Genomic DNA, 25,702 nt, shown 5'->3' with positions numbered 1-25,702 from the left:
GGTTTACTATCACGCTGCGCTGTTCTTAAGATTTTTTAGAAATTCTAATCTTCTACATATTCAAGTGGAGCCTCTTATTATGTCCGCAGAAACCGCACTTCATTCGAAAGCTTTCAACTTCATGAGTTACCTGCAAGGCGGGGTCGATCCGCGCACCGGCCAGTACACGTTCTCTATCGCCTTGCGCGAAACACAGGCCAACTTCCTGCAGGGGCCGGGCCTGCCGCTGACCCTGTTCTTCAACCCGCTCAACCGTAACGACTCGGGCTATGGCCGCGGTTGGAACCTGCAACTGTCGCAGTACGACACCGATAGCAAGATCGTCAACGTGCATAGCGGCGAAAGCTTTGCCGTCACCGGACCCGTGTCGGGGCAGCCAGGGCTGGGCATGTCCGAGAAGAAGATCGACAATTTCCACCTGGAGGAGGCTGGCGCCGATACCTTCCGCCTTGCCCACCGCTCGGGGCTGGTGGAAATCCTCACGCTGCAGCGCGGCACCACCCTGGCCATGCCGACCAAGGTCTACTCGGACAAAGGGCACGGCATCACGCTTGCCTACGAGGTGGTCGCTGGCGCGCCGCGGCTGACGTCGATCCGTGATGAGCGCCGGAAGATTTTCTCGTTCGAGCGCAAAGCGGCGAGCGTGCCGGGGCGGCCAGAGGTCAAGGAAATCATCTCTCTGGTGCTCAACCCTGACGCCAGCGGCAGCAGCCGGGTCGAGTACCAGATGGAGCTGGACCAGAACCAGCGGGTGACCTCGGTGCGCCTGCCCACGGCCAACGATGCCGAGCAGAAGGTCTACCCCTACTGGCGTCTGAGTTACACGCAGATCGATGGCTACCACTGCATCGACAAGGTGCGCACACCCCTCGGCGCCCGTGAAACCCTCAGCTACAGCGCCCCTGGCAAAGGCCATGTCATCCCTAAGAGCACGGCCACCCTGCCCCGGGTCGTGAAGCATGAGATCGACCCACGCTCCGGCCAGCCCAAGATCGTGACCAGCTATGACTACGGGCTCTCCAGTGATGCTGGCGGTGGCTACAAGATAGGCAACAACTTCCTCGGGGCCGGCCTGGACCTGAACAACCCCGACACCCGCCTGGACTACCTGTACCGCTATACCGCCGCTTACCTGTATGGCTCGATCGAGACGCAGGTCAGTGGGTCGATCACCCGCACGGTCGAACGTCGCTTCAACCGTTTTCACCTGCTCGAGCTCGAACGCACACGCCAGCAGCAGCAGGAAGACGGTCGGACCGTCAGCTACACCCACGACACCACCACCACCTACAAGATCAGCAACGGCTATTTCGAGCAACAGGCCGCTTATTGCCAGTTGCCCGAGGACACCCTCAACCACTGGGTCAAGAGCCCGGGGAGCGAGCGCGAGGAAACCACCACCCGCCGCCGCTATCACAACGACGGCAACCTCAAGGAGGAAACCCAGGCCACCGGAGTGCGCGTGGCCTACGAGTGGTACAGCGCCGACGGTGAGGGCAGCGACTGCCCGAAAGACGCCGAGGGCTTCAACCGCCACCTCAAGAGCACCACCACCCATCCTGACCCGCAAGCCAAATATGGCAAAGCCTTGGCGACCTACCAGCATCATCGGTACGAGCAGGGCGAGCCGCTCGACACAGCCGACAGCAAGCATGTGAAGAAGTGGCACCGGGTGAAGAATGACAACCTGTATGAAGGTACGAACAACCGTGGCACGCTGCTGCAGGCCGGCGACTACCTGTATCACGACGAACCCGCCGACGGCCTGCTGCATGGCCGGGTGAAGGAAGAAACGCTCACCCTCAACGGTCTGGCCACCACCACCACCTATGCGTATGGGGTCGAGACGAAGGGCACCTTCCTCGCCGAGCCGGTGCTGGTCACCACCCAGACCGTGACTGGCCACGACCACCAGGAAAACGGCAAGGCCGAGGACTCGCGGCGTAAGAGCATCACTCAGGAGAGCTCGCAGTTCACCGGCGAGCAGGTGCTGGCCGTCGACGATAACGAGGTGCGAATCCGCTCCGAACACAACGAACTGGGCCAGGTCATTGCTGAGATCGTCGCACCTGATGACCAGGATGGTTACGAAGCTCGGCGCGTCTACAGCTACACGCTTTGTCCAAACGAGGGGTCATGGACTGACCCTGTGGACGAGCAGGCTCTGCAGACGCGCAAGGACGTCAATGGGGTGACTACGACCACGTATGTCGACGGATTAGGGCGAGCGGTAGCCGAATGGCGTGAGGATTGGGATAACAACGGTGGTCAAAAACCTGGTCAGCCTCGGCAACTGTACAGCGCTCGCTATGACGCGTTCGGGCAGTTGCTGGATGAAACCGAATACGACTGGCAATCGAAGCAGGATGCTCTGGCTCTAAAGACGGCCTACGAGCATGACGGCTGGGGGCAGCAGGTCGTGACGGTCGGCCCGGATGGGGTACGCGTCGTCGAGCAGAACGATCCGATCGGCCCTGGTGTGCAGGTCCATGATGGGCGCGTGGCCAAGCGCTGGCGCGAGTGGACAGGGAGCGGGCCGATGAAGACCGGAGTGTCCGAGACCCGCATGAACAAGGCCGATGCACCCGTATGGGCTGAACGGCGTGGCCTTGATGAAAAAAGGCTCAGTCTGCAGGAAACCCTGTATGACGGGCTGGCTAGGGTTGCCCAGCAAGCCACGGGCGAGGGTGTGAAAGCTCGGGTCACGGCTTTTGCCTACGACCCGTTCGACCGTGCCACCCACGAGACACGGCCGAAGGCGATCAGCTACAGCGATGATCGCAAAGCGCTCACTACTTCAGTTGTCCAACGCCAGTACGCCCTGCACAGTCGCGAAGACTTGCAAGTCGCGATCGGTGTAGCGGAGTTTGACGAGGGACGGCGCACGCGGGAACCGCATGTGCTGGGGACCCGCAAGATCGACGGGCTGGGGCGCCTGGAGCATGAAGACATTGGCGGTCGGGAGAGGAGTCCCACCTACAAGCCGGGTGAGCGTCAGCCTGACAAGGTGATCACCGAGGAAGGGCAGATCGAATACACCTACGAGCTTAGGTTGAGCGAGAAACCAATGACCCGTGGGCTGGGCGCCCAGGTTCGGCAGAGTGATGTGGTCTACGACTACGACAAGATCAATGCCCGCCTGAACGGTTGGGAGATGCCTGCGCAAGGCGGCCAGCCGCGGCAGACGCTCGAACGCGAGTATTACCAGACTGGCCAGATCAAGCGGGAGACCTTCATCCGCCATGAAAGCCCATCGCCCGTGATCCATTCCATGGCGTATGTCTACAGCCACCGGGGGCGCCTGCTCGAATACACCGATGTGCTCGGGCAGGTGCAGGTCAATGGCTATGATGCCCACGGCCGGCTGGCATCGACGACGATGCATGCACCTGGCCAGAAGGAGGGGGAGAAAGGCGAAGTATTGCTGGAAACCACCTTCCACTATGACTCGCTAGGTCGCATGTACCTGCACAAGACACTCGACAAGAAGACCGGGCAGAAGCTGGATACGCAGTTGAAGTTTGACGAGTTCGATCGGGAGACGCATCGCACCTTCATCGCCGAGGGCTTCGCCCAGACGCTGGTGCAAACCTATGATGACGCCGATGCCATGCTTAGCCGCGCCTTGACCGAAGGTTCTGATGGCCAGGGCAAGGAGATCCGCATGGAAACCTATGAGTACGACTTGCGCCAGCGCCTGGTCGAGTACCGTTGCACCGGCACGCAGCGGCCGCAGGATCCGTATGGCAACGCGATGACCGGCCAGAGTTTCAAGTTCGATGGCCTGGACAACATTCGTGAAGTGGTCACGACATTCGACGGCGGCAGCAATACGGCGACCTATCACTTCGAGAACGAAGACCCTGTGCAGTTGAGCCGCATCACCAACACGCATACGACAGGGACAGGCAAGTACCCGGCCGAGATAAAACTGGCGTATGACCGCAATGGCAATCTGATTAGCGATGAAGAGCAGCGTGTGCTGGAGTATGACCATCTCAACCGCTTGCTCAGCGTGAAGGGCGCGGATGTCGAAGTTCAGTACCACTATGATCCGCTGGACATTCTCATTGGTACCGAGCAAGGCGCTGTGAAGCAACAGCGGTTCTACCGTGGCAATGAACTGGTGAACCAGACCGGAACGGATGGCGACATCTCGTTTGTCAAAGGCGGGGAGCAGATTATTGCAGAACTGACGAATGAGTCAGCCGTGAAAGCTTGATTCCATGAGGGTCGGCAGGGGCGGCAACTCAATGTCGCTCCTGTCTTTGAAGGGTGCCTCTAGCGGGAAGGGAAAGGATATGAAAGCATTTTTTGCAATGGCTGCGGCCATGATGATAAGCGTGTTGGGTTGTCACACAGCGCAGGCGGCAGAAGCGCTAGGTACACTTACCATGGATAATGATAATGGTGATAGAGAATGCAGTATCCCCATTGAGCGTGGTTATTATTATTATAAAATGGCTGACACCCAGTGTAAAAATGATGAAGCTACTAAGTTTAAGCTCTCAGGGGTCGTGGCGGGCGTGGAGATACGGTTTTGTGGGGGCGATAACTGTAAGTCGAGGGATGAGGACTGTAAATGGCCTGCGGAAGATGCATGCTTCCGCTACAAGATAAAGACCTTGAAACGCGACTCGTCGCTCGAGGCCTTCAAATTATCGTCGTTTGAGAACTCGATCGTCGATAGTATTCCGCACAAGTCATTTAAAATTATGGAATCCGAGGACTCTCCAAAGATAAGTGGGAAATTGTCTCGTGTAGAAATAAGATATTGTAATGCGTCTGATAATTGCTCCGATCAACCGGCCCCTAGGAAATAGAGCGCATCATTGATGCGGATCTTGGGTGGCGGCTGACAGTCTGATCCGCTTTTCCTCTACCCAGTCGAAGCTTTCGCCCTGCTGTTCGGCTGCGTAGCGCCGCTCTTCTAACTGTTGATACAGATCCAACTCTACGTCCGGCATGAAGTGCAGGCAGTCACCGCCAAAGAACCACAGCAGGTCGCGCGGCACCAGATGGGCGATTTGCGGATAGCGCTGAATCACCTGGCAGATCAGGTCCTGGCCCAGGTACTGGCTTTGCAGTGGGTCTTGCGGCAGCAGGGTGAGTAGTTCGTCGAAGCGCTCGAGGAACAGGGCGTGGCTTTCCTCCGGAACCTGTTCGGCTTCACCCAGCGCGGCCAGGATGGTGCGCAGGTGGTGGAGCAGGTGCAGGTGGTAGTCCAGGTGGGGGGTGGCCATGGCGGCGGTCCTCGGTGGTTGAAACGGGGGGCGGAGTATACGCCGGTTGGGCGGGTGAGGCACCCGGCGTTGATCGTCAGTGTACTGTCTTGTGTTGCTGGTACCGGCCTTATCGCCGGCAAGCCGGCTCCGACAGGTACAGCGTTGGCCTTGAAAACGATGCGACCGGTGTGGGAGCCGGCTCGTCGTGGCGACGAACCGCGGCGAAAGGGCCGCACAGCGGCCCCGTCGTCCGATCAGCGAATCTTGCCCGTCACAGGCTCCAGTTGCGCCTTGTCGAACGCATCCACGTCGATCACCACCCGCCGCGCCTGTTCGGCCTGATGCAGGCGCTGGCCTTCCTCCGTGTCAAGTACGCCGGCTGCAATGGCGGCGTCTATCACCGATAGCCCAGCTGCCGCTTGCACCTTGCCTTCCTTGACCGCCTGATGCAGCGCCTTGTGCAAGGGGGCCACATCGTCCAGCAGGTCGCAGGCAGTCTGAAGCGCGGCCACCGGGTCGCTGTCGGCCTGAGGCCTGAAGCAGCCCTCCAGCACCGCTTCCAGCGCCGGGTCGCCTTTGCGTCGGCCGATCAACGCGGCCACCTCGGCATCCAGTTCATCGCTTGGTCCGGTATGCCGGCGGCCGAACGGGAACACCAGCACCCGCAAGGCGCAGCCGATGAGGCGGTTGGGGAAGTTGTCGAGCAATGTGTCCAGCGCCTTCTCCGCCTGGCCGAGGCTTTCCTCCAGCGCCCAGCGCAGCAGCGGGCGCATGTGCTCTGGCGAGCCAAGGTCGTGGTAGCGCTTTAGCGCGGCGCTGGATAGGTACAGGTAGCTGAGCACATCGCCCAGCCGCGCGCTCAGACGTTCGCGGCGCTTGAGCGCGCCCCCCAGCAACATCATCGACAGGTCGGCCAGCAGGGCGAAGGCCGCCGCCTGGCGGTTGAGGGCGCGGAAGTAACCCTGGCTCAGGGCATCGCCCGGAACTTTCTCGAAATGCCCCAGGCCCAGGCCCAGCACCAGGGTGCTGGCTGCGTTGCCGGCGGCAAACAGGATGTGCTGCATCAGCAGGTCGTCGAACTCTTTGAGCGCCTGGTCATGATCCTCGCGCCCGGCCAGGGCCATTTCCCTGAGCACGAACGGGTGGCAGCGGATGGCGCCCTGGCCGAAGATCATCAGGTTGCGCGAAAGGATGTTGGCGCCCTCGACGGTGATGAAGATCGGCGCGCCCTGCCAGTTGCGGCCCAGGTAGTTGTTCGGGCCCAAGATGATGCCCTTGCCGCCATGCACGTCCATGGCGTGCTGGATGCATTCGCGGCCGCGCTCGGTGAGGTGGTACTTGAGGATCGCCGACAACACCGAGGGTTTTTCGCCCAGGTCCACGGCCTGGGCGGTGAGCAGCCGAGCGCTGTCCATCAGCCAGGCGTTGCCGCCGATGCGCGCCAGCGACTCCTGGATACCCTCGAAGGCGGCCAGCGGCACGTTGAACTGCTCGCGCACGCGGGCGTACTGGCCGGTGACCAGACTCGTGTACTTGGCCGCGCCGGTGCCGACCGCCGGCAGGGAGATGGAGCGGCCCACCGACAGGCAGTTCATCAGCATCATCCAACCCTTGCCGAGCATTTCCTGGCCGCCGATCAGGCAGTCCAGCGGCACGAACACGTCCTTGCCGCTGTTGGGGCCGTTCATGAACGCGGCGCCCAGGGGCAGGTGGCGCTTGCCAATGTCGACGCCCGGCAGGTCGGTGGGGATCAGCGCCAGGCTGATGCCCAGTTCGGTCTGCTCACCCAGCAGGTGCTCGGGATCATAGGCTTTGAAGGCCAGGCCCAGCAGGGTGGCGACCGGGCCAAGGGTGATATAGCGCTTCTCCCAGTTCAGGCGCAGGCCGATGACTTCCTCGCCTTGCCACTGGCCTTTGCAGATGACGCCGGTATCGGGCATGGCGCCGGCGTCGGAGCCGGCCAGCGGGCCGGTCAGGGCGAAGCAGGGGATATCGTCGCCGCGCGCCAGGCGTGGCAGGTAGTGGTTGCGTTGCGCCTCGGTGCCGTAGTGCAGCAGCAGCTCGGCCGGGCCCAGGGAGTTGGGCACCATCACCGTGGAGGCCAGGTCGCCGCTGCGGGTGGCCAGCTTCATCGCCACCTGCGAGTGGGCGTAGGCCGAGAAGCCCTTGCCGCCGTATTCCTTGGGGATGATCAGGGCGAAGAAGCCGTGTTGCTTGATGAAATCCCAGGCTTGTGGCGGCAGGTCGAGGTCCTGGCCGATCTGCCAGTCGCTGACCATGGCGCACAATTGCTCGGTTGGGCCGTCGATGAAGGCCTGTTCTTCCTCGCTGAGCTTGGGCGCGGGGTAGTCGAGCAGGGTGTTCCAGTCGGGGCGGCCGCTGAACAGGTGGCCGTCCCACCACACGGTGCCGGCATCGATGGCTTCGCGCTCGGTGGGGGACATCGGCGGCAGGGTGCGCTGGAACCAACTGAACATCGGCACGGTGAACAGTTTACGGCGCAGCTCCGGCAAGATGAAGAAGGCGGCCTTGGCGGCGATCACCACCCAGATCAGCGCCAGCAGCCAGCCTGGCGCGGTGCTGAAGATGCCCATCAGCAGGGTATAGGCGGCGATGGCCGCGAGGATCTGCAGGGGCGCCAGGCGCCGGTGCAGGAGATACGCGGCGCCAAGCACCAGGACCAGCAACCACAACAGCAACATGATTCTTCCTCCTTGGAAGCGGGGGGCGGGGGCCGACCCAACAGAGCTTAGACGCGCCGGGGCGGATGGCCTGCCTAGGAAATGACAGGGTAGGGCGCTGGGAGTTCGGTGGCGGTCGATGGATTCTGGGGGCGCAAGGCGACCCCTCCTGGTTTCACTGGCGCCGCCCACCGCTTGGAGTAGACTGTCCGCCCTCCCGCATTCATAAGGACGTTGCCATGCTGAAGATCTGGGGCCGCAAGAATTCGAGCAATGTGCGCAAGGCGTTGTGGATCGCCCACGAGCTGGGCCTGGACTTCGAGTCCATCGATGCCGGCGGCGCCTTCGGCGTGGTCAACGAGCCGCACTACCGGGCGCTCAACCCCAACGGCCTGGTGCCCATGCTCGAAGACGGCGACCTGGTGCTGTGGGAGTCCAACACCATCGTGCGCTACCTGTGCGCCGAGTACGGTGCAGAGCAGGGCTGGTACCTGGACGACCCGCGCCAGCGCGCCCTGGCGGACAAGTGGATGGACTGGACCACCTCGTCCTTCGCCGGCCCCTTCCGCCCGCTGTTCTGGGGCCTGCTGCGCACCCCCGAGGACCAGCGCGACTGGGTGGCGATCAACGCCGCGCACAAGCAATGCGCCCAGTTGCTGGCCATCGCCGACGAGACCCTGGCCAAGCAGCCGTACCTTTCGGGCGAGCAGATCGGCATGGGCGACATCCCCCTGGGCAGCTTCATCTACGCCTGGTTCGAAATGCCGATTGAACGCCCGGCCATGTACCACCTCGAAGCCTGGTACGAGCGCCTGAAGCAACGCCCGGCCTACCAGGCGGCGGTGATGACCGCCCTGACGTGACGCCACTTCGATAGTCACTATCGATACATGTGACTGTACTTGTGCGGCCGGGCCTTGCACCATGGCCGCACTCACTGCGCCAGTGTCTTTACCTGGCGTGTCCCGAACCTTTTTCATCGGTACCTGACCCGCCATGAGTTCCGCCCTGTCCATTCGACAGCTGACCAAGACCTACGGTAACGGTTTCCAGGCCCTCAAGGGCATCGACCTGGACGTTGCCGAAGGCGACTTCTTCGCCTTGCTCGGCCCCAACGGCGCCGGCAAGTCCACCACCATCGGCATTCTCTCGACCCTGGTGAACAAGACCAGCGGCACGGTCAACGTGTTCGGCAACGACCTGGACCGGTCGCCCGCGGCGCTCAAGCGCTGCCTGGGCGTGGTGCCCCAGGAGTTCAACTTCAACCAGTTCGAGAAGACCTTCGACATCGTCGTCACCCAGGCCGGCTACTACGGTATCCCGCCCAAGGTGGCCAAGGAGCGCGCCGAGCAGTACCTCACGCAGCTGGGCCTGTGGGACAAGCGCGACGTGCCTTCGCGCTCGCTGTCCGGCGGCATGAAGCGCCGGCTGATGATCGCCCGCGCGCTGATCCACGAGCCGCGCCTGCTGATCCTCGATGAGCCGACTGCGGGGGTGGACATCGAGCTGCGCCGCTCCATGTGGAGCTTCCTCACCGAGCTCAACCAGAAAGGCATCACCATCATCCTCACCACCCACTACCTCGAAGAGGCCGAGCAGCTGTGCCGCAACATCGGCATCATCGACCACGGCACCATCGTCGAGAACACCAGCATGCGCCAGCTGCTGGGCAAGCTGCATGTTGAGACCTTCGTCCTCGACCTGCGCCACGACCTGCCCGCCGCGCCTGAGCTGCAGGGCTACCCGTGCCGGCTGATCACCCCGCACACGCTGGAGGTGCAGGTGGACAAGGACATCGGCATCACCGCGCTGTTCGGCCAGCTGGCGCTGAAGAACATCGAGGTGCAGAGCCTGCGCAACAAGACCAACCGACTCGAGGAGCTGTTCGTGTCCCTGGTGGAAAAGAACCTGTCGAAGGTGGCCGTATGAGTGTGGAATTGCGCACCAACTGGGTCGCCCTGAACACCATCGTCTACCGCGAAGTGCGGCGCTTCTTGCGTATCTGGCCGCAGACCTTGCTGCCGCCGGCGATCACCATGGTCCTGTACTTCGTCATCTTCGGTAACCTGATCGGCCGGCAGATCGGCGACATGGGTGGCTTCACCTACATGGAGTACATCGTGCCGGGGCTGATCATGATGTCGGTGATCACCAACTCCTATGGCAACGTGGTGTCGAGCTTCTTCGGCAGCAAGTTCCAGCGCTCCATCGAGGAGCTGATGGTGTCGCCGGTGTCGCCGCACACCATCCTTGTCGGCTATGTGTTGGGTGGCGTGTTGCGCGGCTTGGCGGTGGGGGTGATCGTGACCTTCCTGTCGCTGTTCTTCACCCATCTGCAGGTGCATCACCTGGGGGTGACGGTCATCGTGGTGCTGCTGACCGCGACCATCTTCTCGCTGCTGGGCTTCGTCAACGCGGTGTTCGCCCGCAACTTCGACGACATCTCGATCATCCCGACCTTCGTGCTGACACCGCTGACCTACCTGGGCGGGGTGTTCTACTCGATCAACCTGCTGCCGCCGTTCTGGCAGACCGTGTCGCTGGCAAACCCAGTGCTGCACATGGTCAACTCGTTCCGCTACGGCATCCTAGGGGTGTCGGATATCAGTATTGGCACGGCGATCAGCTTCATGCTGGTGGCCACTGCGGTGCTCTATGTGCTGTGCGTGCGCCTGCTGGTCAGCGGCCGCGGCATGCGTGCCTGAGCCCCGGTTGGCGGCACAGCGACACTGGCGCCGGCGCCACTGCCGGCCCACCCACCAACGCCAGTAGCCCATGGTGGTGAAGTAGGCGAGCACGCCGAGCACCACCCCACATACCACCGAACCCAGCAGGAACGGTTGCCAGATCGTCGCCAGCTGCTCGGTGACCCAGTCGACGGTGATCGATTCGGGCAATGTGCGTGGCGGCACCTGCATCAGCCAGGCACCGGTCATGTAGGTGACGAAGAACACCGGCGGCATGGTCAGCGGGTTGGTCAGCCACACCAGGCTCACCGCGATCGGCAGGTTGCCGCGCACGGGAATGGCCAGCGCGGCGGCCAGCAGCATCTGCATGGGGATGGGAATGAGCGCGGCGAACAGGCCGACGCCCATGGCCCGCGCCACCGAATGGCGATTCAGGTGCCAGAGGTTGGGGTCGTGCAGCAGCTTGCCGAAGAAGCGTAAGGATTTATGTTCGCGGATGCTGGTCGGGTCCGGCATGTAGCGTTTGAACAGACGGCGCGGCATGTGGGCTCCCGGCAGGGTTGAAGGGCGTCAGTATGCCCTGATTGAAACGCAGCCTCGTTCAGAGTTTGTGACAATTGATTAGCAGGGTTTCCCCGCCAATCGGCTAAGCCTCAGGGGTCGTGATCGCTTCTGGAGCTCTATCTCATGCGCACAGGGATGCTGGCGCTGGTGCTCGGGCTGGTGAGCCTGCGTTTTTTGCCCGTTTTGCCGCCGGTCGGGTGGCTGATTCCGTTGCTGTTGCTGGCCCTGGCCTGTCTGGGTACGCGGGCCTGGCCGCTGGGCTGGTTCGTGCTGGGTGGCTGCTGGGCCTGCTGGTCGGCGCAGCAGGCGCTGGATGATCGTCTGGCCCCGGCGCTGGATGGCCGCACGCTGTGGTTGGAGGGGCGGGTGGTAGGGCTGCCGACCCGTACGGAGCGCGGCGTGCGCTTCGAGCTGGAGCATCCTGAGTCGCGCCGGGCGCAATTGCCCAGGCGCCTGCAACTGAGCTGGTTCGCCGGGCCAGAATTGCGCGCCGGTGAGCGCTGGCGCCTGGCGGTGAACCTGCGCCAGCCCCATGGGCTGCTCAACCCCCACGGTCCGGACCGCGAAGCATTGTTGTTGGCTCGGGGTATCGGCGCCACCGGCTCGGTCAAGACTGGCGAGCAGGTCGGGCAGGCAGCAGCGGACTGGCGCGATGCCATGCGCCAGCGGCTGATGAATGTGGATGCTCACGGCCGCGAGGCGGCGCTGACGGCCCTGGTGCTGGGCGACGGCGCCGGGCTGGCGCGCGAAGACTGGCAGACCCTGCAGGCCACCGGCACGATGCACCTGCTGGTGATCTCCGGCCAGCATATCGGGCTGTTGGCCGGGCTGGTGTACGGCCTGGTCGCGGGCCTGGCACGGCTGGGCGCCTGGCCATCGCGCTGGCCGTGGCTGCCTTGGGCTTGCGGCCTGGCCATGGCAGCGGCATTGGGCTACGGCTGGTTGGCCGGCTTCGGCGTGCCGGTGCAGCGGGCCTGCCTGATGCTGGCGGTGGTGTTGCTATGGCGCCTGCGTTTCAGGCACCTGGGGGCAGCCTTGCCGTTGCTGCTGGCGTTGTCGGGGGTGTTGCTGATCAATCCATTGGCCAGCCTGCTGCCGGGTTTCTGGCTGTCGTTTGCCGCGGTTGGCGTGCTGATGCTGTGCTTCTCTGCCCGGCTCGGCGCCTGGCGGCCCTGGCAGGCCTGGAGCCGCGCCCAGTGGGTAATCGCCGTGGGCCTGTTGCCAGTGCTGCTGGCGCTGGGGCTGCCGATCAGCCTGACGGCGCCGCTGGCCAACCTGCTGGCGGTGCCCTGGATCAGTTTCGCGGTGTTGCCGCTGGCCTTGCTCGGCACGGCGACGTTGCCGGTGCCTGGGGTGGGGGAAGGGCTGCTGTGGCTGGCGGGCCTTTCGCTGGATGGGCTGTTTCGCCTGCTGGCGCAGCTTGCGCGGCAGTGGCCCGCATGGCTGCCCGAACCGTTGCCGCTGTGGGCCTGGCTGTTGGTCGCGCTGGGCGCGCTGTTGCTGCTGCTGCCTCGGGGTGTGCCGTTGCGCTTGCCGGGCGCGGTGATGCTGGTGGCCTTGTGGGCGCCGCGCGAGCAGGTGCCCCTTGGGCAGGTGCAGGTGTGGCAGCTGGATGTCGGCCAGGGCTTGGCGGTGCTGCTGCGCACCCGTCATCACGCGCTGCTGTACGACGCCGGGCCCGCGTACGGGGGCAGCGACCTGGGGGAGAGCGTAGTGTTGCCGACCTTGCGCAGACTGGGTGTGAGGCACCTCGACCTGATGCTGGTCAGCCACGGTCACGCCGATCATGCCGGCGGTGCGGCGGCGGTGCGCCGGGGGCTGCCGGTGGCGCGGGTGCTGGCCGGGGAGGTTGCCGGGCTTGCGCCTGCCGCGCTGTGCGAAAGTGGTGAGCGCTGGCGCTGGGATGGGGTCGATTTCGAGCTGTGGCATTGGCCGCAAGGCACGTCCAGTAACGACCGTTCCTGCGTGCTGCGGGTGGTGGCCAGTGGCGAGCGCCTGCTGCTGGCCGGCGACATGGAGGCCGCGGCGGAGCAGGCTTGGCTGGCGGCCAGCGAGGATCCGCGCGTCGACTGGTTGCAGGCGCCGCACCACGGCAGCCGCACGTCGTCCACCGAACCGTTCATCAAGGCACTGGCGCCTCGCGGGGTGATGATTTCGCGGGGGCGGAGTAACGGTTTCGGGCATCCGCATGCGCAGGTGATCGAGCGCTATCGACGGCATGGGATCAGCATTCATGACACGGCGGTGGAGGGGGCGTTGCGGTTGCGCCTGGGGAGTCAGGGTGCAGTGGTCGGGGGGCGCGCGGAGCGCAGGTTCTGGCGGGAGGGCGAATGACGCCATCGCGGGGCAAGCCCGCTCCCACGACAGCTATGCGGCTTGCCTGGCGATGGGCGATTTCCCTGACCTCCGGCAGATGAGCCCCAGGCGGTCCTATGGTAGAGTGGCGACCTTTTTCCGAGGGGATGCTTACTGTGTGGGAATTGGTCAAGTCCGGTGGCTGGATGATGCTACCGATCATCCTGAGCTCCATCGCTGCCATGGCGATCGTCGTCGAGCGCCTGTGGACCCTGCGCGCCAGCCGTGTCACCCCGCCGCACCTGCTGGGCCAGGTATGGATGTGGATCAAGGACAAGCAGCTCACCAGTGACAAACTCAAGGCCCTGCGCGCCGATTCGCCGCTGGGCGAGATCCTTGCCGCCGGCCTGGCCAACTCGCGCCATGGTCGCGAGATCATGAAAGAGTGCATCGAAGAGGCCGCCTCGCGGGTCATCCACGAGCTGGAGCGCTACATCAGCACCCTCGGCACCATCGCCGCCATGGCCCCGTTGCTGGGCCTGCTGGGCACCGTGCTGGGCATGATCGACATCTTCAGCGCCTTCATGGGCTCGCAGATGACCGCCAACGCCGCGGTACTGGCCGGCGGTATCTCCAAGGCCTTGGTCACTACCGCGGCCGGCCTGATGGTCGGTATCCCGGCGGTGTTCTTCCACCGCTTCCTGCTGCGCCGCATCGATGAGCTGGTGGTGGGCATGGAGCAGGAGGCGATCAAGCTGGTCGAGGTGCTGCAGGGCGACCGCGAAGTGGAAGTTGCCGGAGGCAAGGCGTGAAGTTCCGGCGCAATCGCCAGCGCGAGAACGTCGACATCAACCTGGCGTCGTTGATCGACGTGGTGTTCGTGCTGCTGCTGTTCTTCGTGGTTACCACCACCTTCACCCGCGAGACCCAGCTGCGTGTCGAGCTGCCCGAAGCAAGCAGTGCCGCGCCCGCGCAGCCCGATGATGGCAAGCTGATCGAAGTCACCATCAGTGCCGACGGCGTGTATTCGGTCAACAACCACCTGCTGCCCAAGAGCGACCTGGCCACCCTGACCGAAGCCATCGAGAAGGAGTCCGGCGGTGACATCACCCTGCCGCTGGCGATCAGCGCCGATGGCAAGACCCCGCACCAGGCTGTGATCACCGCAATGGATGCGGCCGGCAAGCTCGGCTTCAGCAAGTTGCGCATGACCACCGTCGAGGCCGCGCAGGGCAATCCCTGATGGCCTTCGCCGACCGTCTGCTCGCCGCCTGGTATGCCGGGCACCCGGCGCTGGCCCTGCTGCGCCCGCTGGAGGCGCTGTATCGTCGTGTGGTGACGCGCAATCGTGCGCGCTTTCTCAGCGGCATCAGCCGCAGCTACCGTGCCCCGGTGCCCGTGATCGTGGTGGGCAATATCACCGTGGGCGGCACCGGCAAGACACCGATGATCCTCTGGCTGATCGAGCGCTGCCGCCAGCAGGGGCTGAAGGTCGGCGTTGTCAGCCGTGGCTACGGCGCCAAGCCGCCGCAGTATCCCTGGCGTGTCGCCGCCGACCAGCTCGCCGATCAGGCCGGCGACGAGCCTTTGCTGATCGTCCAGCGCACCGGCGTGCCGCTGGTGATCGACCCCGACCGCTCCCGTGCCGTGCAGGCGCTGCTGGCCAGCGACGCGCCGGACCTGATCCTGTGCGATGACGGCATGCAGCATTACCGCCTGGCCCGCGACCTGGAGCTGGTGCTGATCGACGCTGCCCGGGGCCTGGGCAATCGCCGCTGCCTGCCGGCCGGCCCATTGCGCGAGCCCGCCGAGCGCCTGGCCGAGGCCGACGCGGTGTTGTTCAATGGCGCCGAGGCTGACCGCGACGGCGGCTTTGCCTTCCGCCTGCAGCCGTCGGCACTGATCAACCTGCGCAGCGGCGAGCGCCGCGAGCTCGACCTGTTTCCCGCTGGCCAGGCGCTGCACGCCGTGGCCGGCATTGGCAACCCGCAACGTTTCTTCAACACCCTGCTGGGGCTAAACTGGCAGCCGGTGCCGCACCCCTTTGCCGACCATGCGCCGTACAGCCGCGAAGTGCTGTCGTTCAGCCCGCCGCTGCCGTTGGTGATGACCGAGAAGGATGCGGTGAAATGCCGGCCGTTCGCTGCCGACGACTGGTGGTACCTGGCGGTCGACGCCGTACCCTCGCAGGCGTTCGTCGCCTGGTTCGACACCGAGCTCGATCGCCTGCTGCCTGGCCGCCCCCGGCCCTGAGCCTTTTTCAATTTCCGTTTCAAGGAAGCTCCCATGGACACCAAACTGCTCGATATCCTGGCCTGCCCGATCACCAAGGGCCCGCTCAAGCTCAGCGCCGACAAGACCGAGCTGATCAGCAAGGGCGCGGGCCTGGCCTATCCGATTCGCGATGGCATCCCGGTGATGCTGGAAAGCGAGGCGCGCACCCTGACCGACGACGAGCGCCTGGACAAATGAGCCTGGACTTCACCGTGGTGATCCCCGCCCGGCTGCGCTCCACGCGCCTGCCGGGCAAGCCGCTGCTGGCGATCGCCGGCAAGCCGATGGTCCAGCATGTGTGGGAGCAGGCGCGCAAGAGCGGCGCCAGCCGCGTGGTCATCGCCACCGACGATGCCAGCATCGTCGAGGCCTGCCAGGCGTTCGGCGCCGAAGTGCTGCTGACCCGCGCCGACCATGAGTCGGGCACCGACCGCCTGGCCGAGGTCGCCGCCCAGCTGGGCCTGGCCGCCGATGCCATCGTGGTCAACGTGCAGGGCGACGAGCCGCTGATTCCGCCGGTGATCATCGACCAGGTGGCGGCCAACCTCGCCGCGCACCCCGAGGCCGGCATCGCCACCCTGGCCGAGCCGATCCACGCGCCGGAAACCATCTTCAACCCCAACGCAGTGAAAGTGGTCAGCGACAAGAACGGCCTGGCCCTGACCTTCAGCCGCGCGCCACTGCCCTGGGCCCGCGACGCGTTTGCCAAGGACCGTGAGCGCATGCCCGAAGGTGTGCCGTACCGCCGCCATATCGGCATGTATGCCTACCGCGTGGGTTTCCTTCAGGACTTCGTCGCCTGGGGCCCATGCTGGCTGGAGCAGACCGAGTCGCTGGAGCAGTTGCGTGCCCTGTGGCACGGCGTGCGCATCCACGTTGCCGATGCCATCGAGGCCCCGGCCGTGGGCGTGGACACCCCTGAAGACCTGGAGCGCGTGCGGCGCTTGCTGGAGGCCTGATGCGCGTTCTATTCGTCTGCCTCGGCAATATCTGCCGCTCGCCGACCGCCGAAGGCGTGCTGCGCCATCAGCTCGAGGCCGCAGGCCTCGGTGACGTGGTGCATGTGGCCTCCGCCGGTACCGGCGATTGGCATGTCGGCAAGGCGCCCGACAGCCGTACCTGCAAGGCCGCGCTGGCCCGCGGCTACGACCTGTCGCGCCAGCGCGCCCAGCAGGTCAAGGCGGCGCATTTTGCCGAGTACGACCTGGTCCTGGCCATGGACAAGAGCAACCTCGGCAACCTGCAGGCCCTGCGCCCGCACAACGCCACGGGCGAGCTCGACCTGTTCCTGCGTCGTTACGGCGCGGCCCTGGACGAAGTACCCGACCCCTATTACGGCGGCGCTGAGGGCTTCGAGCAGGTCCTGGACCTGATCGAGGCGGCGTGCCGCGAGCTGGTCGTGGAAATCAAGGGGCGGTTATGACGGCGAACTGGCAGGAGCGGGTATCGCTCAAGCCCTACAACACTTTCGGCATCGACGTCAGCGCCCGTTATTTCACCCAGGCCCATGACGACGACGAGGCCCGCCAGGCACTGGCCCAGGCCGCTGCACGGCAGGTGCCGGTGCTGGTCATTGGCGGTGGCAGCAACCTGCTGCTGTCCCGCGATGTCGACGCCCTGGTGCTGCATATGGCCAGCCGTGGGCGGCGCCTGCTCAGCGACGACGGCGAGCACGTGGTGGTCGAGGCCGAGGCCGGCGAGCCTTGGCATCCGTTCGTGCAGTGGAGCCTCGACCAGGGGCTGTGCGGGCTGGAGAACCTCAGCCTGATCCCCGGCACCGTCGGCGCTGCGCCGATGCAGAACGTCGGCGCCTATGGCGTGGAAATCAAGGATGTGTTCGCCGGCTTGACCGCGCTGGACCGCCAGACCGGCGAGCTGCGTGACTTCTCGCTGGCGGCGTGCGGTTTCGGTTATCGCGACAGCCTGTTCAAGCGCAATCCGGGCCGCTGGCTGATCCTGCGCGTGCGCTTTGCGCTGAGCCGGTCGTTGCAGGCGCACCTGGACTACGGCCCGGTGCGTCAGCGCCTGGCGGAGCAGGGGATCGAGCAGCCGACCGCGCAGGCGATCAGCGATGCGATCTGCAGTATCCGTCGGGAAAAATTGCCGGATCCGGCTGAGCTGGGTAACGCCGGGAGCTTCTTCAAGAATCCTGTGGTGCCTGCTGCGCTGGCCGAGTGCATTCGTGCCGAGCATCCAGGTGTGGTGGCGTATCCGCAAGCCGACGGCCAGGTGAAGCTGGCTGCGGGCTGGTTGATCGAGCAGGCGGGGTGGAAGGGCTATCGCGATGGCGATGCCGGTGTACATCGTTTGCAGTCGCTGGTGCTGGTGAATTACGGCCAGGCGAGCGGGGCGCAGTTGCATGGGCTGGCTCGGCGGATCCAGGCGGATATCCTTGAGCGCTTTGGGGTCGAGCTGGAGATGGAGCCGAACTTGTACTGACTCTATCGCGGGGCAAGCCCGGATCACCAGTAGAGCCGTTACCATCCCGGCAAAGAAAAAGCCCCGCCAGTTCGCACTGGCGGGGCTTTTTCATTCAGCCGAGGCTATCAACCGTGATGAGGCTTGTGCTCATCGGCGGTTTCCAGCGCTTGCGCAGGGGCGGCTTCGGCAGCGGCCTGGGCGGCAGCGGCGGCTGCAGCTTCGGCTTCGCGTTTGCGGCGACGCACTTCACGTGGGTCGTTCGGGGCGCGGCCGTTGGCCAGCATCGCCGAAGGCGCCTCGACCGGGGCCGGTGCTTCCTCGGGCGCCTGCTCGGCAACGATCGGCGCAGGCTCGGCGGCAGGTGCTTCAGCCACTTCCGGCTGGGCCTCGACCACTGGCTCGACGACCGCTACAGGCTGCTCGGCTACCGGGGTTTCGACCACGGTGGCTTCGACTACCTGCGGCTGCTCGATTTCACCGGCTTCCACGGCAGGGGCTTGCACCGCCTCGGCGACGACTGCAGGCTGCTCGGCAGGGGCTTCTTCGACCACTGGCTGCGGCGCTACTTCGACCACCGGTTCGATGCTCGGCTCGACGGCGACCACTGGCTCGCTGACCGGTTGCTCGACCACCGGGGCGATGGCGACCTGCTCGGCCACGACCTCGGTGATTTCCACCTGGGTTTCGGCGACAGCGGCGCTGGCGCGCTCGGCCTGCTGGTTGGCTTGGGCTTCGGCATCGGCGCTGATGTTGCTGGTGGCCACGGCGGCGATGACGGCAGTGCCCGCGGCCAGTTCAGCGCCCAGCTCGGTGGCCTGGTGCTGTTGTGGCTGCTGCTCTTCGCCGGCGTCTTCATCACCTTCGATCAGCTCGCCATTGGCGTTGCGCTGGCGCTCACGACGGTTGCTGCGACGACGCTGGCCACGGGAGCGGCGGCGCGGACGCTCGCCATCGGTGCCTTCCTGCTCGTCCTGCAGCAGTTCGTCGTTCGGCAGTTGCTCTTCGGCGAGCTCGGCGGCCTGTTCGACGGCCTGCGCCTCAGGGCGCAGCTGGCGCTCTTCACGCGGAGCGCGCTCTTCACGTGGCGCACGCTCTTCACGAGGGGCGCGTTCTTCACGCGGTGCACGCTCTTCACGTGGTGCGCGTTCTTCACGCGGTGCACGCTCTTCGCGTGGGGCGCGTTCTTCACGTGGCGCGCGCTCTTCGCGAGGGGCACGTTCTTCACGCGGTGCGCGCTCTTCACGGGCTACACGTTCCTCACGTGGCGCACGCTCTTCACGCGGGGCGCGTTCTTCGCGGGCGGCCGGGGCCGGTGCGGCATCCAGAGGCTCACGCAGTTCGCGCACGCGCTCTTCACGGTTACCACGGCGGTCTTCGCGTGGCTGACGCTGGCGTTCTTCGCGTGGGGCGCGTTCTTCACGTGGTGCACGCTCTTCGCGTGGCTGGCGCTCTTCACGCGGGGCGCGCTCGCTGCGTTCTTCACGCGGCTTGCGGTCTTCCTCGCGGCGGCCATTGCGGTTGCGGCTCTGCTGGCGACCGTTGCGGCGCTCTTCGTTGCGTGGCGAACGCTCGGTGGCCGGTTTTTCGGTGGTGACGGCCGGTGCGGCGGCAGGCTCTTCCTTGCCGGCGAACAGGCTGACCAGCGACTTGACCAGGCCCTTGAACAGGCTTGGCTCCGGTACGCTCGGCGCGGCGGTTGCCGGTGCGGCAGGCTGTTCTTCGGCAGCAGCAGGTACCGGAGCGTTGGCGCGGGCCGGTGCGGTCTTCACCGCGGCTTCCTGGCGTACCAGGGTGCGGGTGGCGGTCGGCAGCGACGCTTCTTCGGTCTCGGCCGAGGCGATTTCGTAGCTGGACTGGTTGTTCAGCACGTCCGGGTTGTCGTCGCGCAGGCGCTGGACTTCGAAGTGCGGGGTTTCCAGGTGGTCGTTCGGCAGGATGATGATGCGCGCGCGAGTGCGCAGTTCGATCTTGGTGATCGAGTTGCGTTTCTCGTTGAGCAGGAAGGCGGCCACCGGGATCGGTACCTGGGCGCGCACCTCGGCGGTGCGGTCCTTCAGGGCTTCTTCCTCGATCAGGCGCAGGATCGCCAGCGACAGCGACTCGACGTCACGGATGATGCCGGTACCCGAGCAGCGCGGGCAGACGATGCCGCTGCTCTCGCCCAGCGATGGGCGCAGGCGCTGGCGGGACATTTCCAGCAGGCCGAAGCGCGAGATGCGGCCGACCTGCACACGGGCGCGGTCGGCCTCGAGGCATTCGCGCACGCGTTCTTCGACGGCGCGCTGGTTCTTCGCCGGGGTCATGTCGATGAAGTCGATGACGATCAGGCCGCCGATGTCACGCAGGCGCAGCTGGCGGGCGATCTCTTCGGCCGCTTCCAGGTTGGTCTGCAGGGCGGTTTCCTCGATGTCGCTGCCCTTGGTGGCGCGCGCCGAGTTGATGTCGATGGAAACCAGGGCTTCGGTCGGGTCGATCACGATCGAGCCGCCGGACGGCAGGTCGACGACGCGCTGGAAGGCGGTCTCGATTTGGCTTTCGATCTGGAAACGGTTGAACAGCGGCACGCTGTCTTCGTACAGCTTGACCTTGCTGGCGTACTGCGGCATCACCTGGCGGATGAAGGTCAGGGCTTCTTCCTGGGCGTCGATGCTGTCGATCAGTACTTCGCCGATGTCCTGGCGCAGGTAGTCGCGGATGGCGCGGATGATGACATTGCTTTCCTGGTAGATCAGGAACGGCGCGGTACGGTCCAGCGAGGCTTCCTTGATGGCGGTCCACAGCTGCAGCAGGTAGTCGAGGTCCCACTGCATTTCTTCGCTGCTGCGGCCAAGGCCCGCGGTGCGCACGATCAGGCCCATGTCGCCCGGAACGGTCAGGCCGTTCAGTGCTTCACGCAGCTCGTTGCGCTCTTCGCCTTCGATGCGGCGGGAGATGCCGCCGGCGCGCGGGTTGTTGGGCATCAGCACCAGGTAGCGGCCGGCCAGGCTGATGAAGGTAGTCAGGGCAGCGCCTTTGTTGCCGCGCTCTTCCTTCTCGACCTGGACGATGACTTCCTGGCCTTCGCTCAGGACTTCCTTGATGTTGACCCGGCCTTCAGGGGCTTTCTTGAAGTATTCGCGGGAGATTTCCTTCAGCGGCAGGAAGCCGTGACGTTCGGAGCCGAAGTCGACGAAGGCGGCTTCAAGGCTGGGCTCGATCCGGGTGATCTTGCCTTTGTAGATGTTGGCCTTTTTCTGCTCACGGGCACCGGACTCGATGTCCAGGTCGTAGAGGCGTTGGCCGTCCACCAGGGCTACACGCAACTCTTCGGGTTGAGTTGCGTTAATCAGCATTCTTTTCATGTTGTACCGTCGGTTTCCGGGCTGCCGGAAACGGCGTTCGGCACACACGACTTTTCATGATCGGTGCCAAGGTGCGCAAAGGGTGGCGAACCACCCCCGTGTCTGACGACGTTCGGCACCAGCCGGTTGCCCAGCCTGCCGTTGTCGCGACGACGCGTCCTGTTTTGCGGTGCCAAAAGACCTGTCGAGCTTTTCGAAGGTTATCCGAATCAATCGAGCGGGCCTGGTGCACTCAGTCAGGAGGAGGAATCAACCGGTCGTCCGTGGATGCCACTAGGGCGTCTGTTCAGGACCTTGCCCGCTCATCGCCCGTTGAGTGGGGCGCTGGGTCGGGTTCGGTGCCACACGGTCCGAAGGCTGTGCATCTCCACCCTGCACGTATCCCTGAAAATTCGGTGCTGCCGCGCGCTGAATCCGCAACGGGTTGCATTTTTCGCCAGCCCGGTTCCGGGCTGGCGCCATGACATATCCAAGGCAGGTATTTCCGAAGCATTCGCCCGAATGCGCGGAAACGACGGTGGCGGGCAGAGGTACGGCGAAAAGAAGCGGGTAAGCAGGTGAAACACCGCACTTGTCGTTTTTTTTCGGTCTTCTCTACACAGCGCTGGTGGCGATTCCAGGCATTTAGTTAAACTGGCAAACGCTCCGTAGGACGGCCTCGCGTCCTCGGAATTGCGATGGTCAGGGCCGGCGTAGAGCCTGATGCCGCTGGCCTGCCGCTTTTGGCGGCGTTCGCGACTATAGCAGTTATGATTAAGTGCTTCAATTCCATAAAAAATTGTTATGATCCCGCCATGACGACCAATACCCCTCCGACTTCCGGCGTTCAGCTGATCGAAGTCGCGCCGGAGCTTGCCGGCCAACGCATCGACAATTTCCTCATCACCGCGCTCAAGGGCGTGCCCAAGACGCTGGTCTACCGCATCCTGCGCAAGGGCGAGGTGCGGGTCAACAAGGGCCGGATCAAGCCTGAGTACAAGCTGCAGGCTGGCGATATCGTGCGGGTGCCGCCGGTGCGCCTGCCCGAGCGTGACGAGCCCGCGCCCGTGGCCCAGGGGCTGTTGCAGCGCCTGGAGGCTGCCATCGTCTATGAAGACAAGGCGCTGATCGTGATGAACAAGCCGGCCGGCATCGCCGTGCATGGCGGCAGCGGCCTGAGCTTCGGGGTGATCGAGGCGCTGCGCCAGTTGCGCCCCGACGCCAAGGAGCTGGAGCTGGTGCACCGCCTGGACCGCGACACCTCGGGCCTGTTGATGATCGCCAAGAAGCGCAGCATGCTGCGCCACCTGCATGCCGCGCTGCGCGGCGATGGTGTGGACAAGCGCTACATGGCGCTGGTGCGTGGCCACTGGCCGACCTCGAAGAAACAGGTCAATGCGCCGCTGCAGAAGAGCAATCTGCGCTCCGGCGAACGCATGGTCGAAGTCAATGACGAAGGCAAGGAGGCCTTGACAATGTTTCGCGTGCTGCGCCGCTTCGGCGAGTTCGCCACCATCGTCGAGGCGCGGCCGATCACCGGTCGTACCCACCAGATCCGCGTACACACCCTGCATGCCGGGCACATGATCGCCGGCGACAGCAAGTACGGCGATGAGGACTTCAGCCGCGAGATTCGCGACCTGGGCGGCAAGCGCCTGTTCCTGCACGCCTACCAGTTGACCGTGCCGCTGCCCGACGGCGGCGAGCTCAAGCTCGAGGCGCCGGTGGACGAGATGTGGGCCAAGACCATCGAGCGGTTGGCGTCCTGAGCCATGAATAAAAGTTATGACCTGCTGATCTTCGACTGGGATGGCACGCTGGCCGATTCCATCGGGCGCATTGTCGAGGCCATGAACGTGGCCGCCGGGCGTGCCGGGGAGGCCGCCAGCAGCGACGAGGCGATCAAGGGCATCATTGGCCTGGCGCTGGGGGAGGCGATTGCCACCCTGTACCCGCACCTCGATGCGCAGCAGGTCGAGGCTTTCCGTCAGCATTACGCCGATGTCTATATGGCGCTGGATCAACAGCCGTCGCCGCTGTTCGACGGTGTGGTCGAGTCGCTGGAAGCATTCCGCGCCGAGGGGTATCGTCTGGCGGTGGCCACTGGCAAGGCGCGGCGCGGCCTGGATCGGGTGCTCAAGGCCAATGGCTGGGATACCTACTTCGACATTACCCGGGCGGCCGACGAAACCCGCGGCAAACCGCATCCGCTGATGCTCGAGGAGATTCTCGCTCACTGCCAGGTCGAACCCGGGCGGGCGCTGATGGTCGGAGATTCGGCGTTCGACCTGCAGATGGCCAGCAATGCCGGCATGCATTCGGTCGCTGTGGGCTATGGCGCCATGTCGCTGCAGGTCCTGGCCGAATTTGGCCCGCAGGTGTGCATCGAGCATTTTTCCCAGTTGCGCGAATGGCTGGCCGAGCCTGCGCAGATCAATTTCCAAGGTAGGTGAGCATGACTGACGAGTGGAAGGCGCCCGAGGCCGACGAGGCTGGCGAAGAGCGCAAGAGCTGGAAGCTGCTGGAGAAGACCTTGCTGGCGGGTGTCCAGGAGCAGCGTCGGGCGCGGCGCTGGGGCATCTTCTTCAAGCTGCTGACCTTCGTTTACCTGTTCGGCATCCTGTTCCTGTTCACGCCATTGATGGATGTGGACAAGGCTGCCTCGCGCAGCGGCAGCCATACCGCGTTGGTCGAGGTGCGTGGGGTGATTGCCGATCAGGAACCTGCCAGCGCCGACAATATCGTCAAGAGCCTGCGCGAGGCGTTCAAGGATCCGAAGACCAAGGCTGTGGTCATGCGCGTCAACAGCCCGGGCGGCAGCCCGGTGCAGGCGGGCTATGTGTACGACGAGATCCGCCGTCTGCGCGCCGAATATCCGGCCATCAAGCTGTACGCGGTGATCGCCGACCTGGGTGCCTCCGGCGCCTACTACATTGCCAGCGCGGCCGACGAGATCTATGCCGACAAGGCCAGCCTGGTCGGCTCCATTGGCGTCACCGCGGCGGGCTACGGCTTTGTCGGCGCCATGGACAAGCTGGGCGTGGAGCGGCGCACCTACACGGCGGGCGAGCACAAGGCCTTCCTGGATCCGTTCTCGCCACAGAAGCCGGAAGAGACCGCGTTCTGGCAGGGTGTGCTGGATACCACGCATCGCCAGTTCATCGCCATGGTCAAGCAGGGGCGTGGCGAGCGCTTGAAAGACAAGGATCACCCTGAGTTGTTCAGCGGGCTGATCTGGTCGGGCGAGCAGGCCAAGGATCTGGGTCTGGTCGATGGTCTGGGCAGTGCCAGCTATGTTGCCCGCGAAATCGTGGGTGAGAAGGATCTTGTGGACTTCACCGTGCAGGAGTCGCCGTTCGATCGTTTCTCCAAGCGCATCGGTGCCAGCGTGGCGGAGCGCATTGCGCTGTATATGGGCTTCCAGGGGCCTTCGCTGCGTTGATCTGAAGTCGATTGGGGCCGCTTCACGGCCCTTTCGCCGGCAAGCCGGCTCCCACAAATTACGGCGCACCCTGTGGGAGCCGGCTTGCCGGCGAGAGGGTCGCTTCGCGGCCCCAGTCTTTCAGGGCACCTGCACGCCTTCCATGTGCAGCATGTCCACCAGCCTAATCAGTGGCAGCCCGATCAGGCTCGTGGCATCGCAGCCATGGGTGCTCTGGAACAAGCTGACCCCCAATCCCTCCGCCTTGAAGCTGCCGGCGCAGTCCAGTGGCTGCTCGGCCGTCACGTAGCGTTCCACGCGCTCTCGATCCAGCTCGCGCATCGTCACGGTAAACGGCACGCAATCCACCTGGCAGTGGCCGGTGGCGCTGTTCAGCAGTGCCAGCCCGGTGAGGAAGGTGACCTGCTGCCGGCTGGCCTCCAGCAACTGCTCGCAGGCGCGTTCGAAGGTGTGGGGCTTGCCGAGGATCTGCTCGCCCAGCACCGCCACCTGGTCGGAGCCGATGATCAGGTGCTCGGGGTGGCTGGCGGCCAGGGCCTCGGCCTTCTGTCGGGCCAGGCGACGGACCAGCTCGACGGCGGGCTCGCCATCGAGGCGCCGTTCGTCAAGGTCGGGGCTCGCCCAGGTGAAGGGCAGGCGCAGGCGGGTGAGCAGTTCGCGACGATAGGGCGAGCTGGAAGCCAGTAACAAGGGAAGCATGGTAGACTCCTGGGCAATTGCCCCGAATTCTAACATGCGAGATGGCACCTAATTTCCTTTGACAGGGAGGGGGTGCATCCCTAGAATGCTGCGC

General features: G+C 64.7%; 21 protein-coding genes. 16 read left to right on the top strand and 5 right to left on the bottom strand.

Annotated elements, in window-relative coordinates:
* Positions 1-79: 79 nt before the first annotated feature.
* Positions 80-4,222: an RHS repeat domain-containing protein gene (locus tag KSS90_RS18650; protein WP_217866751.1), complete on the top strand. Its 4,143-nt coding sequence runs from the start codon at positions 80-82 to the stop codon at positions 4,220-4,222.
* 79 nt (positions 4,223-4,301) lie between these two features.
* On the top strand, positions 4,302-4,823 hold the full coding sequence (locus KSS90_RS18645) for a hypothetical protein (RefSeq protein WP_217866750.1): 522 nt from the start codon (positions 4,302-4,304) through the stop codon (positions 4,821-4,823).
* Between the two features lie 6 nt (positions 4,824-4,829).
* On the opposite strand, the gene KSS90_RS18640 is transcribed toward KSS90_RS18645, so the two are convergent.
* Together KSS90_RS18640 and KSS90_RS18635 are read right to left on the bottom strand one after the other, a co-directional pair.
* The gene (locus KSS90_RS18640) at positions 4,830-5,243 is read right to left on the bottom strand and encodes a PA2817 family protein (RefSeq protein WP_217866749.1); all 414 of its coding nucleotides are present in this window, start codon (positions 5,241-5,243) and stop codon (positions 4,830-4,832) included.
* Positions 5,244-5,479: 236 nt separating this feature from the next.
* Positions 5,480-7,927 (bottom strand): acyl-CoA dehydrogenase, encoded by a 2,448-nt coding sequence (locus KSS90_RS18635; RefSeq protein WP_217866748.1) that lies wholly within the window; start codon positions 7,925-7,927, stop codon positions 5,480-5,482.
* Between the two features lie 218 nt (positions 7,928-8,145).
* On the opposite strand from KSS90_RS18635, the gene KSS90_RS18630 reads away from it, so the two are divergent.
* The 3 genes from KSS90_RS18630 (at position 8,146) to KSS90_RS18620 (ending at position 10,611) form a co-directional block, all read left to right on the top strand.
* Positions 8,146-8,769, top strand: a complete 624-nt coding sequence (locus KSS90_RS18630) for a glutathione S-transferase (protein WP_046856547.1) — start codon at positions 8,146-8,148, stop codon at positions 8,767-8,769.
* Between the two features lie 133 nt (positions 8,770-8,902).
* A complete protein-coding gene (locus KSS90_RS18625) occupies positions 8,903-9,835 on the top strand; it encodes an ABC transporter ATP-binding protein (RefSeq protein ID WP_046856546.1) in 933 nt (310 codons plus the stop codon).
* Positions 9,832-10,611 (top strand): ABC transporter permease, encoded by a 780-nt coding sequence (locus tag KSS90_RS18620; protein ID WP_023631459.1) that lies wholly within the window; start codon positions 9,832-9,834, stop codon positions 10,609-10,611. Before KSS90_RS18625 ends, KSS90_RS18620 begins: the two co-directional genes overlap by 4 nt.
* Here KSS90_RS18620 and KSS90_RS18615 read toward each other — a convergent pair.
* Positions 10,495-11,136, bottom strand: coding sequence for a DUF2062 domain-containing protein (locus KSS90_RS18615; protein ID WP_217866747.1), 642 nt, complete (start codon positions 11,134-11,136; stop codon positions 10,495-10,497). The genes KSS90_RS18620 and KSS90_RS18615 overlap by 117 nt on opposite strands.
* 144 nt (positions 11,137-11,280) lie before the next feature.
* Between KSS90_RS18615 and KSS90_RS18610 the strand changes: the two genes are divergently transcribed.
* The 8 genes from KSS90_RS18610 (at position 11,281) to murB (ending at position 18,165) form a co-directional block, all read left to right on the top strand.
* Positions 11,281-13,491, top strand: a complete 2,211-nt coding sequence (locus tag KSS90_RS18610; RefSeq protein WP_217866746.1) for a DNA internalization-related competence protein ComEC/Rec2 — start codon at positions 11,281-11,283, stop codon at positions 13,489-13,491.
* A gap of 137 nt (positions 13,492-13,628) precedes the next feature.
* Complete coding sequence (locus KSS90_RS18605) at positions 13,629-14,264, top strand: MotA/TolQ/ExbB proton channel family protein (protein ID WP_028690976.1); 636 nt, start codon at positions 13,629-13,631, stop codon at positions 14,262-14,264.
* Entirely contained in the window at positions 14,261-14,695 is a 435-nt protein-coding gene (locus KSS90_RS18600) for an ExbD/TolR family protein (protein WP_023632003.1), read from the top strand. Before KSS90_RS18605 ends, KSS90_RS18600 begins: the two co-directional genes overlap by 4 nt.
* Complete coding sequence (gene lpxK, locus KSS90_RS18595) at positions 14,695-15,705, top strand: tetraacyldisaccharide 4'-kinase (RefSeq protein ID WP_217866745.1); 1,011 nt, start codon at positions 14,695-14,697, stop codon at positions 15,703-15,705. The genes KSS90_RS18600 and lpxK overlap by 1 nt, the downstream gene beginning before the upstream one ends.
* A 33-nt stretch (positions 15,706-15,738) precedes the next feature.
* Positions 15,739-15,924, top strand: a complete 186-nt coding sequence (locus KSS90_RS18590; RefSeq protein ID WP_003247142.1) for a Trm112 family protein — start codon at positions 15,739-15,741, stop codon at positions 15,922-15,924.
* Positions 15,921-16,685 carry a 3-deoxy-manno-octulosonate cytidylyltransferase gene (kdsB, locus tag KSS90_RS18585; protein ID WP_038705673.1) on the top strand — a complete coding sequence of 255 codons (765 nt, stop codon included), beginning with the start codon at positions 15,921-15,923 and terminating at the stop codon, positions 16,683-16,685. Before KSS90_RS18590 ends, kdsB begins: the two co-directional genes overlap by 4 nt.
* Positions 16,685-17,149 (top strand): low molecular weight protein-tyrosine-phosphatase, encoded by a 465-nt coding sequence (locus tag KSS90_RS18580; RefSeq protein ID WP_038705674.1) that lies wholly within the window; start codon positions 16,685-16,687, stop codon positions 17,147-17,149. The genes kdsB and KSS90_RS18580 overlap by 1 nt, the downstream gene beginning before the upstream one ends.
* Positions 17,146-18,165, top strand: a complete 1,020-nt coding sequence (gene murB, locus KSS90_RS18575) for a UDP-N-acetylmuramate dehydrogenase (protein ID WP_217866744.1) — start codon at positions 17,146-17,148, stop codon at positions 18,163-18,165. The genes KSS90_RS18580 and murB overlap by 4 nt, the downstream gene beginning before the upstream one ends.
* Positions 18,166-18,272: 107 nt before the next feature.
* Here murB and rne read toward each other — a convergent pair whose 3' ends face one another.
* Positions 18,273-21,488, bottom strand: a complete 3,216-nt coding sequence (gene rne / locus KSS90_RS18570) for a ribonuclease E (protein WP_217866743.1) — start codon at positions 21,486-21,488, stop codon at positions 18,273-18,275.
* A gap of 794 nt (positions 21,489-22,282) precedes the next feature.
* On the opposite strand from rne, the gene rluC reads away from it, so the two are divergent.
* The 3 genes from rluC to KSS90_RS18555 are packed head-to-tail and all read left to right on the top strand — an operon-like array spanning position 22,283 to position 24,909.
* Positions 22,283-23,236, top strand: a complete 954-nt coding sequence (gene rluC, locus KSS90_RS18565) for a 23S rRNA pseudouridine(955/2504/2580) synthase RluC (RefSeq protein ID WP_217866742.1) — start codon at positions 22,283-22,285, stop codon at positions 23,234-23,236.
* 3 nt (positions 23,237-23,239) lie between these two features.
* Complete coding sequence (locus KSS90_RS18560) at positions 23,240-23,920, top strand: HAD family hydrolase (RefSeq protein WP_217866741.1); 681 nt, start codon at positions 23,240-23,242, stop codon at positions 23,918-23,920.
* A gap of 2 nt (positions 23,921-23,922) precedes the next feature.
* On the top strand, positions 23,923-24,909 hold the full coding sequence (locus tag KSS90_RS18555; protein ID WP_217866740.1) for a S49 family peptidase: 987 nt from the start codon (positions 23,923-23,925) through the stop codon (positions 24,907-24,909).
* 120 nt (positions 24,910-25,029) lie between these two features.
* Here the strand turns inward: KSS90_RS18555 and KSS90_RS18550 are convergent, their stop codons facing one another.
* Positions 25,030-25,608: a Maf family protein gene (locus KSS90_RS18550; protein WP_217866739.1), complete on the bottom strand. Its 579-nt coding sequence runs from the start codon at positions 25,606-25,608 to the stop codon at positions 25,030-25,032.
* Between the last annotated feature and the right edge of the window lie 94 nt (positions 25,609-25,702).

The organism is Pseudomonas maumuensis (genome assembly GCF_019139675.1).
Taxonomy (GTDB): Bacteria; Pseudomonadota; Gammaproteobacteria; order Pseudomonadales; family Pseudomonadaceae; genus Aquipseudomonas; species Aquipseudomonas maumuensis.
This window is presented reverse-complemented; position numbering and strand designations above follow the sequence as displayed.